Genomic DNA, 11,651 nt, shown 5'->3' with positions numbered 1-11,651 from the left:
GGCACTTCTCGGACCTTATGCTTCAGTCCGCTTTTAGGCTCTTTCCGGACCATAGAGAAAGGTACGTGCACCTTAGGCGCGCTCTGCACTGGTCATAATAATCGTCGGTGAACCAAGCCCTGTTTAGAAGGATGAGGGTCTCTTCGCGTGCTGAGCAGGGTGTGATGAACGGTCTCCTAGCGCACACTGCTGAACGTTGGAGTGCCGGCGCTACGAATCATGGAATTTCCTATTAGGCGGGTTGCCTTCGTTACCGGGTGTCAAAGAGTGCAGATAGTGAGGCAGCGTGTGCGCCAGCGCACATCGGTGTCGCTGCGGCAGGACCTTCAGCGTTCTTTTGCATACCAATCGATATAAAAATGCCTAGGTCGTCTCTTTCAAAGTGTACCAGTCGGTATTATACCGATTGGTACGAATCCCGCATGCTTCGGATGCTGGATGAACCTCTGAGTGAGCGACTTCACCATGATAAGTGTTTCCACAACCCGATTCCTGACCTCCCTCGGCACGGTAAGCGTGATCCTGGGCGGCGTCGCACTCTGGTCTATGCTCGGCAGCACGGCTACCCAGGGCAGTGACACGGGGCCGACGCTGTCCGCCACGCCCGCGACCGTCGCCGCCATCGACAGTCGCGACGTTTCGTTGTGGGAGGAGTTCTCGGGCCGCCTCGAGGCAATCGAGCGGGTCGACCTGCGTCCCCGAATTCCCGGCGCCATCGAGTCGATCCATTTTCGCGAGGGATCGCTGGTCAGGAAAGGCGACCTGCTCTTCACAATCGATCCTGCGCCGTACCTTGCAGAGGTCGAGAAAGCTGACGCGCAGGTCCGCGCCGCCGAGGCCAATCTTGCCTTTGCCCGCAGTGAGCTGGAGCGCGGCCTGAGAATGACCGCCAACCAGACCATCACACAACGCGACCTCGACACACGGTTGAACAACGTCCGCGAGGCCGAGGCCAACGTGAGTGCCGCCAATGCCGTCGCCAAGGCCGCGCGCCTCAACCTGTCCTACACCGAGGTGCGTGCGCCGATCTCGGGACGGGTGGGGAAGATCGAGGTGACCGCAGGCAATCTCGTCAATGGCGGATCCAGCGCGCCGGTCCTGACGACGATCATCTCGACCAACCCGATCTATGTCAGCTTCGATGCGGATGAGCGCGCGGTACAGCGGGCTCTCGAGACCCTGCCGGCCGGAGGCGACCGGCGCGATCATCTCGCCCGTATCCCCGTCGAGATGCGCTCAGGTCCGGAGGCCGAGGTCGCGCGCGGCAAGCTGCAGCTCATCGATCATACGGTCAACAGCGCCAGCGGCACGGTTCGCGTGCGTGCGGTGTTCGAGAACAACGGCGACCGCCTGATGCCGGGCCAGTTCGCGCGCATCCGACTGGGCCAGGCCAAGACGACGCCGGCGCTGGTCGTGCCCGAACGGGCAATCGGAGTCGACCAAGACAAGAAGTACGTGCTCGTCGTCGATCCGGCCCAAAAGGCGAATTACCGCGAGATCAAGCTCGGGGCTGCCGTGGACGGGGGGCGGATCGTCACCAGCGGCCTTAACCCAGGTGAACGGATCGTCGTCAACGGCCTTCAGAAGGTCCGTCCGGGCGCCCTGATCGCGCCGCAAACCGAAAGGCCCGAGGCATCCGCCGCACTCCAGACGCGGAGCTCCTCCGCCTCCGCGGCGAATTGATCGCACTCCAAGGGCTCAAGGGCCAGTGCCATGAACATCTCCCGCTTCTTCATTGACCGTCCGATCTTTGCCGGGGTTCTGTCCGTGCTCATCTTTGTGGTCGGGCTGCTCGCTCTACGGGTTCTGCCGGTCTCGGAATATCCCGAGGTTGTGCCGCCCCAGGTGGTCGTCCGCGCGCAGTATCCGGGCGCGAATCCGAAGGTCATTTCCGAGACCGTGGCGGCCCCGATCGAGGAAGCTGTCAACGGGGTCGAGGACATGCTCTACATGAGCAGTCAGGCAACAACCGACGGCGTGCTGACGCTCACCGTGACCTTCGCCCTCGGCACCGATCCCGACAAGGCGCAGCAACTCGTGCAGAACCGGGTCTCGCAGGCTGAGCCTCGATTGCCCGAGGAAGTGCGGCGTCTGGGCGTGACCACCGTCAAGAGTTCGCCAGACCTGATGATGGTGGTTCACCTGCTCTCGCCCGACAGCCGCTACGACGTCACTTATCTGCGCAACTACGCGGCACTCAACGTCAAGGACCGGCTTGCCCGAATCCAGGGTGTGGGTCAGGTCCAGTTATTCGGATCGGGCGAATATTCGATGCGCGTCTGGCTCGACCCTCAGAAGATTGCCGAGCACGGTCTCTCCGCGAGCGATGTCGTCAACGAGATCCGCGCCCAGAACGTGCAGGCGGCCGCGGGCGTCGTCGGCGCTTCGCCTGGCCTGCCGGGGGTCGATCATCAGCTGTCAATCAACGCCCAAGGGCGCCTTCAGGATGAGGAGCAGTTCGGCGAGATCATCGTCAAGACCGGGAAGAACGGGGAGATCACCCGCCTGCGCGACGTCGCCCGCCTTGAACTGGGCGCGGCCGACTACGCCCTGAGGTCTCTTCTGAACAACAAGCCGGCCGTCGCCATTCCGATCCTCCAGGCGCCGGGGTCGAACGCCATCGAGATCGCCGACAAGGTTCGCGCGGAAATGGCGGACATCAAGGCCAACATGCCGGAAGGAATCGACTTCCAGATCGTCTACGACACGACCCAGTTCGTGCGCGCCTCGATCGACGCGGTGGTCCATACGCTGCTCGAGGCCGTGCTCCTGGTGGTGCTCGTGGTGATCCTGTTCCTGCAGACCTGGCGGGCGTCCATCATTCCTCTCGCGGCCGTTCCGGTCTCGATCGTCGGCACGTTCGCGGTCCTGCAGGTCCTGGGGTTCTCCATCAACGCCCTGAGCCTGTTCGGGCTGGTGCTGGCCATCGGCATCGTGGTCGACGACGCCATCGTGGTCGTCGAGAACGTGGAGCGGAACATCGAGAAGGGATTGAGCCCTCGTCAGGCGACCTACCAGGCTATGCGGGAGGTCTCCGGGCCGATCATTGCCATCGCATTGGTGCTGGTGGCAGTCTTCATCCCGCTTGCGTTCATCAGCGGCCTGACGGGACAGTTCTACAAGCAGTTCGCCGTCACTATCGCCATCTCGACGGTGATCTCGGCGATCAATTCGCTGACCCTGTCGCCGGCCCTGGCGGCCCTTCTCCTTCGCGATCACCATGCGCCGAAGGACCGGCTGACCCGGGTGATGGACACGCTGCTCGGCTGGCTGTTCCGCCGCTTCAACGCGGTCTTCCATCGCGGAGCCGATGCCTATGGCACGGGTGTGCGGCGGGCGATCGCGACGAAGGCCCTGATGCTCTTCGTGTATGTCGCTTTGCTGGGAGCGACGGGCTTCCTGTTCAGGACGGTCCCCGGCGGCTTCGTTCCGGGGCAGGACAAGCAGTATCTGGTCGGCTTCGCCCAGTTGCCGGATGCCGCGACCCTCGACCGGACGGAGAGCGTCATCCGGCAGATGACCGACATCGCTCTGAAGCAACCGGGCGTCGAGCACGCCGTCGCGTTCCCCGGTCTGTCGATCAACGGCTTCACCAACAGCTCGAATGCCGGCATCGTGTTCCTGACCCTTGCACCCTTCGAGGATCGTCGCGATCCGAGCCTGAGTGCTGGGGCGATCGCAGGTCAGCTGAACAAGAAGTTCGCCACGATCACGGAGGCTGTGACCGCGATCTTTCCTCCTCCGCCGGTGCAGGGGCTGGGCACGATCGGCGGCTTCAAGCTGCAGATCGAGGACCAGGCCGGTCTCGGCTACGAAGCGCTCGACCGGGCCACGAAGGACTTCCTGGCCAAGGCCTCGACGGCACCCGAGCTTGCGGGGCTGTTCTCGAGCTATTCGATCAACGTCCCTCAGCTCTACGCTGATATTGATCGCGCCAAGGCGCGCCAGCTCGGCGTTGCGATCTCGGATGTGTTCAGCACCCTTCAGATCTATCTCGGCTCGGTCTACGTGAACGACTTCAACAAGTTCGGGCGAACCTACTCGGTGAGGGTCCAGGCGGATGCTCCGTTCCGGGCCCGCGCGGACGATGTCGGCTTCCTGAAGGTGCGCTCGAACTCGGGCGAGATGGTTCCGCTGACAGCCCTGTTGAACATCCGTTCGAGCGTAGGGCCGGAGCGCGCGATGCGATACAACGGCTTCCTCTCAGCCGACATCAACGGACAGGCGGCTCCGGGATATTCGTCGGGTCAGGCGCAGGCAGCGGTCGAACAGATCGCGGCCGAGACCCTGCCGAAGGGATTCAGAGCCGAATGGACCGAGCTGACCTATCAGGAGATCCTGGCCGGCAATTCCGGCATGCTGGTCTTCCCGATCGCCATTCTGCTCGTCTTCCTGGTCCTCGCGGCGCAGTACGAGAGCCTGACGCTTCCGGTGGCGATCCTCCTGATCGTGCCGCTGGCGTTGCTTGCGGCCATGGCCGGCGTGTGGCTGACGGCGGGTGATAACAACGTGTTCACCCAGATCGGGCTCATCGTCCTGGTTGGCCTGTCGGCCAAGAACGCAATCCTGATTGTGGAATTCGCCCGTGAGCTCGAGTTCGAGGGGCGTACCCCCGTCGAGGCGGCCATCGAAGCCAGCCGCCTGCGTCTGCGGCCGATCCTGATGACCTCGCTCGCCTTCATCATGGGCGTCGTGCCGCTGGTGGTATCGACGGGGGCGGGCGCCGAGATGCGGGCTGCCATGGGCGTGGCCGTGTTCTCGGGCATGATCGGCGTGACGGCATTCGGCCTGTTCTTCACACCGGTCTTCTACGTCCTCGTCCGCCGATTGACGGGGAACCGCCGCCTTCAGCATCACCCGGTACCGGCGGCTTCGGATGCCGACACAAATGTGCTCCAGGTGAAGGACCTGGCGAACTGAATGAGCGCAAGGGGCGTCGCCTGAGGCGGCGCCCCCGGTCACTCCTGCCAGAGCAAAATTGGACGGGTTCTATGGATCGGTCTTGGAGAAACCTTCGACTTGTTGTCGTTTCCGCATTGTCTCTCGCCACAGGCATACTTTCGGAAGATGTGAGGGCAGAGGAGGATTACCGGATCACGAACGAGGTTGTTCTGAGCGACGTGCGTGTCTCGCCAGCGAAGACGGGAGGTCGGGCACAGATTACGTTCCTGCTGGAGAACCGAAGTGCGGAGCGGGTTTCGTTCGGAGGGATAACGGTCGCCGATGCCGGGCAGTCCTCGATTATCGCCTCTCTCGGCAACGGGGGCACGACAATCCTGGACTCGATTCCCGTCGCTCCGGGTGAGGTCCTGTCGGTGGACGGAGAGGCACTCTGGATCGAGGTCGATGGGCTGGCCAAGAACCTTCGGCCTGGTGGAGAGATCGAGGCGACTGTGAACTTTGGAGCTGTCGTTATTCCGATCACCCTAACGGTCGCTGACGTCAACAAACCATCAAATTGAGGAATAGGGAGCGATAGCCTTCAGCGCGAGACAGTTGGCCAACTCCGCATAGAGACGTCGACCACACGGTGGAGCTCCTCGCGCGAGGCACCCGATGCAGCCCTGACCGCCATCCCGAGGCCGATCGACACGACATAGCGGGCCCAGTCGGCGGGATCCTCATCGCCGGGAAAATCGCCCTCGGAGCGGGCAGTCTCCAGCCGGTCACGCAGATTGTTCTCATTGACCATCCGACGGGCGATGAGCTCCTCGCGGATGGGCTCGCTCGCCTCGCTGCAGGCCACGGCCCCATTCACGCCGAGACAGCCGGGAGGGCTCATGGGGTCGGTCAGGACGTCGACATAGCCGCGCAGGAGCCGCTCGACCGCCTCCCGAGCCGTCGACGCCTGAAGGGCTTCGTGCGCGAAGCACAGGTGCTGGCGCTCATAGAGATCGAGGGTCCGGCGGAAGAGATCCTCCTTGTTGCCGAATGCGGCATAGAGACTGGGGCGAGTGATGCCCATGGCTTCCGTCAGGTCGGAGATGGAGGTGCCCTCGTAGCCTCGACGGCGAAACACCTGAAGCGCGATGTGTAATGCCTCGTCAGGATCGAATTCGCGATGGCGGCCCATGGTTCTCTCACCCTGCTGCCGGAACGGCGGATAGATCACGGACGTTGCGGCTGCATAATATACCAATCAGTATAGTAAACATTTCTGCGGAGATTTCAAGATCTTATCCGGGTAAGTTTTAAGGGTTCTTTCAATCGTGGCGACTGTTTTTCCGGTCGCCGTGACCTTCGCAGCCTAAAGTTAGGTTGAGGGCTGCACGAGTGCTGCGCGAGAGGTTGGGCATTTCCCCGCAACGGCCTATGCGGATATCGTCGGCCATTGTGGGGCGCACAGAATCGCCGGCCAAAGGCCACCACGTCGAGATCAACCTGCTTGAGCGGGCGAAATGGTGAATCGCGAGGACTTGGGCGGAATCTCTTCTCCTGGAAGGCAGCGATGAATTGAATTCGCTTGAGAGTCTCGAAGGTCAGCCACTGGCACGAGGCGGAAGTAAGTCGCATACTCGCTTTTCTGCGGTGAACGGACATCTACACAGTCGCGCTCAAGGGCAGTGCCTGACCCGGAGCAGACTTCCAGCGGTCAGCATCCGCTCTGATCAGAGAAGCCTAATGGGCCGCTTGCATCACGGGGAGCGGCGCCAGGCTTCCATCTAAAAAATTCAACGGCGTTCGCCCATGGAGATCAATTTTGCTAGCCATGTGGCGAGTACTATCTCCTGTGCAATATCTTCCGCAGGATCGCGCACGACAGCACAGTCAACCTCCGGCAAATCGCGTTCCGCGGCGCACGCCCGCTCACGATCGCAAGGCAACGTGCTAAACCCGATAGCATGGCTTCCGACACTCGAGACAACGCTCACCTCCCCGCAGGCTCGCGTGGTGATGGCGGAGGCCCTTAGGGCCGTTGCGAACGTGCTTGAAAAGCCGCAGGGCCAAGGCGGCGGAACACAGGAAGGCCGAAATGCCGTGTCCGCTGCAGGAACCCTCGGCGCTGAGATCGTTGCTGCTCCGCTGGAGGTAGCCGCGGCCGCCATTGGTGCGGCAGGTGAGGTTGTGTGACAAGCGCCCTTAGCGGATCGCTGAGGGAAGGGCGGTGGCGATGTCAGCCGAAAGTGCGGCCAGCGGCCCTCGGCGCAGAGAAATCCTCACCTGATGAGCCGACAGACGGACCTGCATAATGAAGAAAGTAAAAAGGGCCGCCTCTTTGTAGGCGGCGTTCTCATGATCTCGGCATGTCCAACGTCACGTTGCGATCATGCTATCTAGCCGACAGGTTCGCGTCTGCTTCGTCTATGGTCCACACGCAAACACCAATCAGAGTGTTGCGCTCGCCACCTAGCGAACGGTGCCTCGGCGTCCGCGGCCTAGAAGAAGTCCATAGGCCAGGCGGGCTGCGACGCGCGCTGTCTGGTCGTCCCGGTCCAGAGCCGGATTCAATTCGGCAATGTCGGCGAGCGCGAGTTTACCGGAGGATATGACGTCACTGACCAGGTCCTCAATGATCTCGAGCGCCACGCCGCCTGCTGCTGGTGCCGAGACCCCAGGGGCAACAGACGCTGACAGCACGTCAAGATCGATCGACAGGTAGACTTTGTCCGCCTCCATCAATTTCTGTGCCAGTCTCGCGCGCAGCTTCGGGCTGTTGTGTTGCCGCATCTCCTCGTCGAGATGGTACTCGACACCAAGTTGATGGGCCCGCTCAAACAGCGCCATAGTGTTCGACAGCTCGCTGATGCCGAGACAAAGATAGTTGAATGCGGTTCCATGCGTAGAGCAGAATTCGGCAATCTGGCGGAACGGTGTGCCCGAGTTCGGAACTGGCGCGAGACGCAGGTCGAAATGCGCATCGAGATTGACCACGAGGATCTTTGTCGTGGCGAGCTGGCCGCTCAGATGTTTCGCCAGGCCCATGAAGCTGCCATAAGCGACCTCGTGTCCTCCGCCGAGAATGACAGGGCGTATATCGCGGTCGAGCAAGGTCGCGAGAGCATCGGCAAGACGCTCCTGTGCGCCGGAAAGGTCTCTATCCGTGCAGGCGACATCCCCTGCGTCAAAGATCTCGACGGGGTGATGAACAGGCAGCCGTTCCAGCACGCGACGGATGGCGGCAGGTCCCTCGGCCGCTCCGACACGGCCGAAGTTGCGGCGCACGCCTTCGTCGCTGGCAAAGCCGATGAGAGCGGATCCACCCCGGACATCAGAAGCGAGTGGGCGTATCACATCCTTGACGCGGAAGACTGGCCCGACCTCGCCCTGGTCACTCGGCAGGCCCGCCGGGGCCAACTCAGGTTCCTTGAATGCCATGAGATCTCAGTTCCGCGTGATGACGGCCTGCAGGAACGAACGCGTTCGTGGGTTCTGCGGAGTGCTGAACACCTGCTCGGGTGGTCCGGCCTCGATGATTTGCCCGGCATCCATGACCATGACCACGTCGGCGACCTCACGGGCGAAGCCCATCTCGTGTGTCACCACGATCATGGTCATGCCTTCCCGCGCGAGCGCCTTCATCACCTGCAGGACCTCGCCTACCAGTTCAGGATCGAGAGCTGAAGTCGGCTCGTCAAACAGCATGACACGCGGCTGCATGGCGAGCGCGCGGGCAATCGCCACCCGCTGCTTCTGGCCGCCCGAGAGCGTCGCCGGATAGGCCGTCGCCTTTTGGGCAAGTCCGACCTTGGCGAGAAGTTCATGAGCCAGAGCGTCGGCCTGGCTCTTCGACATCTTGCGCAACTGGCGAGGCCCAACGGTTACGTTCTCCAGGACTGTCAGGTGCGGGAACAGATTGAAGGACTGGAACACCATGCCGACCTGCATGCGCAGAGCGTTCAGTTCGCGATCAGGGATGAGCCGGCCGTTCTTGACCAGATCCGTTCCGCAGATCGTAATCGATCCTTCCTGGGGCACCTCGAGCGCATTGCAGCAGCGCAGGAGCGTGCTCTTCCCCGAGCCGGAGGGGCCGATAATCACAACAACCTGAGATGGCTGCACCGACAGAGCGACATCGGTCAGGACCCGGTGTGAGCCGAAGCTCTTTCCGATGCCGCGCACCTCTACGATAGGATTTGCGGTAGTGCTCATTGCATGACTCCCCCAGCGCGCAGGCGCGTTTCCATGTGGCGCAACAGAAGGCCAGTCAGGCTGGTAAGGATCAGGTAGACGAAAGCGATAGCCAAATAGACCTCGAGGGAGCGGTACGAGATCGAAATGATCTTCTGTCCCTCGTGCATGAGGTCGGCAATCGTCAACAGTGAGACGAGGGCCGAGTTCTTGATGAGCGCGATGAACTCGTTACCGAGCGGCGGGATCATGCGAACCACCGCCTGCGGCAGGATGATGATGCGCATCGCTTGCCGGTAGGACATGCCGAGCGAGCGCGCAGCCTCCGTCTGGCCGCGGTCGATCGACTGAATGGCACCGCGGACGATCTCCGACACATAGGCGCCCGAGTAGATGCCGAGGCCCAGTACACCGCAGACGAATGCGGGCAGCAGGATGTTGAATTGGGGCAGGCCGAAGAACAGCAGGAACAGTTGCACCAGAAGCGGCGTGCCCCGGATGAAGGTGACGTAACCCGTCGCAACGCCATAGATCAGCTTCTTGCTCGGATCGAGCCGGGCGACGCCGACGAGAAGGCCGAGCACGCAGCCGAGCAGGAGCGAGGCGGCCGTTATCTCAATGGTGACGACGGCACCATGAACCAGCTGGGGCCAGCCCTGCCAAACGGGGGTGAAATCTAAAGTCATCCGGGACACGCTCGTTTATGGTTGGGGGATCACTGACCAGCTTCGAACCATTTTTGGACAAGCTTGTTGTAGGTGCCGTCGGCCTTGACTTTGGCGAGAGCGTCGTTCAGCTCCTTCGTGAGTTCGGGCAGGTCCTTGCGGACGGCCATGCCGTATTCCTCGACTGTGAGCTGCTTGTCGATCACCTTCACGCTCGGGCGGCTCTGCGCGAAGAGCTTCGCGGCGGGCTTGCCGGTCACGGCGGCGTCGACGCGACCGATCTCGACCAGGCTGAACATCTCCTGGTTCTTCTCGACTTCGACGCGTTCCACCTTCGGGAACTTCTCCTGCAGATAGGCGACCGACTTGGTGCCCACTTGGACGGACACCTTCTTGCCTTCGAGATCATCGGGTCCCTTGATCGAGGTGTTATCCTTCTTCACGAGCATCACGAGGCCGCCTGGATAGTAGGAGTCCGTGAAGTCGACGACTTTCTTGCGCTCGTCGGTGATGTAGATGGCCGAGACAGCCATGTCGAAGCGCTTGGCGAGCATGCCGGGGATAAGGCCCTTGAAGTCGATGGAAGTCCATTCGACCTTCTTGCCCATCTTCTGGGCCACGGCCTCGACGAGTTCGATGTCGAAGCCAGTCAGCTTGCCGTCCTTCTGGAATTCGAATGGCATGAAGGTTGCATCCGTGGCCACGCGCAACGTGTCAGGTGTTTGCGCCTGCGCGATGCCCACACAGGCCAGCGCTCCGACGACGCCGAGAGCGAGCTTACGAAGTAACGTCATGTGGTACCCCTCTGTTGTTGACGTTCAGACTTGGTGGAGACGCATCGAGATGGCTTTTGCCGCCTCGATGGTTTGCTTGACGAGTTCATCACGCCGATTACCGACGCGCGTGCTCGGGATCATGAGGCTGATGCTGCCTTCAAGGCGTTCTCCCAGCGAGAAGACCGGCGCACTTGCGCCCCAGACGCCGGGATCGACTTCGCCTTCGCTCTCAGCATAGCCGTTGGTGCGGATCGCCTTCAGCTCCCGAAGCAGGGTCGAACGTGCGTCAGGGTCCCCACTGAGGAGCCGATCGCAGACTTCGTCCTGCACGGATTGCGGAAGGAATGCTAGCAGAGCCTTCGCCGAGGCGCCGCGACTCAGCGGCTGTGAGCGTCCCTTGCTGTACGAACAGCGCAGAGAGAGCGGACTCTCGATCATCTCGACGCAATAGACTTCGGTGCCCAGCGCCTTCATCAGGCCGACGCTCTCCTGCGTGCGCAGGGATAGGCGCTGCATCTCGGGAAATGCCACGGCCAGAACGTGCGATGTCCGATCGAAATTCTGCGCGATCCGCATGCAAACCGGGCCTGGGCCGTAACCGACATCACGCCCGAGATCGACGATGAAGCCGGCTTCTTTCAACGAGGTGAGATGCCGATAGGCGCTCGACAGCGGAATTCCAGCAAGCTCGCTAACCCGCTTTGCGGAAAGCGGTTCTTTGGCGGTCGCGACCGTCTCCAGAACATCCAAGACTCGTTCGGCACCTGACATGAGGATCCTTTAATTCTCATATGACGGGAGTATTATTGCCATAATTTGAGAAAAACAAGCCTTAATCCCGTGAAACGGCGTAGCTCTAGTGATTACCGGAGAGCTACAGATGTTCAGGCAGGTGGGACGCGCTGCAACGCCTGAAGACCGTCCTCCTCAACAAAGACCCTGAGGCGCTACGGCGGGCGGTCGCTGAGATCGCTTCTGATCGAAACGTGGGAACAGGCCGAAATGTCGCTTGCTGGCACGCGCCAGTCGTTTGTCTTGCGGCTGCTTGAGCCTCAGGTCCGGACCTTATTCCCTGACACGAAATTGGCTCTGAGGCGGCTCGTCGGGAAGCCGCCTCAGCCGCTTAGATCTCAACCTGCTC

The 11,651-nt window shown here is 61.7% G+C and carries 10 protein-coding genes; 4 read left to right on the top strand and 6 right to left on the bottom strand.

Annotated elements, in window-relative coordinates; genetic code table 11:
• The first annotated feature begins 450 nt into the window (after window positions 1–450).
• The 3 genes from ACUXUR_RS26560 to ACUXUR_RS26550 all read left to right on the top strand — a co-directional run bounded on the left by ACUXUR_RS26560 (window position 451) and on the right by ACUXUR_RS26550 (window position 5,462).
• On the top strand, window positions 451–1,683 hold the full coding sequence (locus ACUXUR_RS26560; protein ID WP_445505355.1) for an efflux RND transporter periplasmic adaptor subunit: 1,233 nt from the start codon (window positions 451–453) through the stop codon (window positions 1,681–1,683).
• 30 nt (window positions 1,684–1,713) lie between these two features.
• Window positions 1,714–4,920, top strand: coding sequence for an efflux RND transporter permease subunit (locus tag ACUXUR_RS26555; protein WP_445505354.1), 3,207 nt, complete (start codon window positions 1,714–1,716; stop codon window positions 4,918–4,920).
• A gap of 71 nt (window positions 4,921–4,991) precedes the next feature.
• Window positions 4,992–5,462: a hypothetical protein gene (locus ACUXUR_RS26550; RefSeq protein WP_445505353.1), complete on the top strand. Its 471-nt coding sequence runs from the start codon at window positions 4,992–4,994 to the stop codon at window positions 5,460–5,462.
• 20 nt (window positions 5,463–5,482) lie between these two features.
• On the opposite strand, the gene ACUXUR_RS26545 is transcribed toward ACUXUR_RS26550, so the two are convergent.
• Window positions 5,483–6,073 (bottom strand): TetR/AcrR family transcriptional regulator, encoded by a 591-nt coding sequence (locus ACUXUR_RS26545; RefSeq protein WP_370434080.1) that lies wholly within the window; start codon window positions 6,071–6,073, stop codon window positions 5,483–5,485.
• Window positions 6,074–6,825: 752 nt separating this feature from the next.
• On the opposite strand from ACUXUR_RS26545, the gene ACUXUR_RS26540 reads away from it, so the two are divergent.
• Window positions 6,826–7,071 carry a hypothetical protein gene (locus tag ACUXUR_RS26540; RefSeq protein ID WP_445505352.1) on the top strand — a complete coding sequence of 82 codons (246 nt, stop codon included), beginning with the start codon at window positions 6,826–6,828 and terminating at the stop codon, window positions 7,069–7,071.
• Window positions 7,072–7,347: 276 nt separating this feature from the next.
• Here ACUXUR_RS26540 and hutG read toward each other — a convergent pair whose 3' ends face one another.
• Genes hutG through ACUXUR_RS26515 form a run of 5 tightly spaced genes read right to left on the bottom strand, consistent with a single transcriptional unit; the run spans window position 7,348 to window position 11,281 of the window.
• Window positions 7,348–8,316, bottom strand: coding sequence for a formimidoylglutamase (hutG, locus tag ACUXUR_RS26535; RefSeq protein ID WP_445505351.1), 969 nt, complete (start codon window positions 8,314–8,316; stop codon window positions 7,348–7,350).
• Between the two features lie 6 nt (window positions 8,317–8,322).
• Window positions 8,323–9,090 carry an amino acid ABC transporter ATP-binding protein gene (locus tag ACUXUR_RS26530; RefSeq protein WP_445505350.1) on the bottom strand — a complete coding sequence of 256 codons (768 nt, stop codon included), beginning with the start codon at window positions 9,088–9,090 and terminating at the stop codon, window positions 8,323–8,325.
• Window positions 9,087–9,755 (bottom strand): amino acid ABC transporter permease, encoded by a 669-nt coding sequence (locus ACUXUR_RS26525; protein WP_445505349.1) that lies wholly within the window; start codon window positions 9,753–9,755, stop codon window positions 9,087–9,089. Before ACUXUR_RS26525 ends, ACUXUR_RS26530 begins: the two co-directional genes overlap by 4 nt.
• Before the next feature lie 29 nt (window positions 9,756–9,784).
• On the bottom strand, window positions 9,785–10,528 hold the full coding sequence (locus tag ACUXUR_RS26520) for a glutamine ABC transporter substrate-binding protein (protein ID WP_445505348.1): 744 nt from the start codon (window positions 10,526–10,528) through the stop codon (window positions 9,785–9,787).
• A gap of 24 nt (window positions 10,529–10,552) precedes the next feature.
• On the bottom strand, window positions 10,553–11,281 hold the full coding sequence (locus ACUXUR_RS26515; RefSeq protein WP_445505347.1) for an IclR family transcriptional regulator: 729 nt from the start codon (window positions 11,279–11,281) through the stop codon (window positions 10,553–10,555).
• Window positions 11,282–11,651: the final 370 nt, after the last annotated feature.

The organism is Microvirga medicaginis (assembly GCF_052658925.1).
The sequence above is the reverse complement of the archived record's forward strand: the minus strand, read 5'-3'. Positions and strand labels throughout refer to the sequence as shown.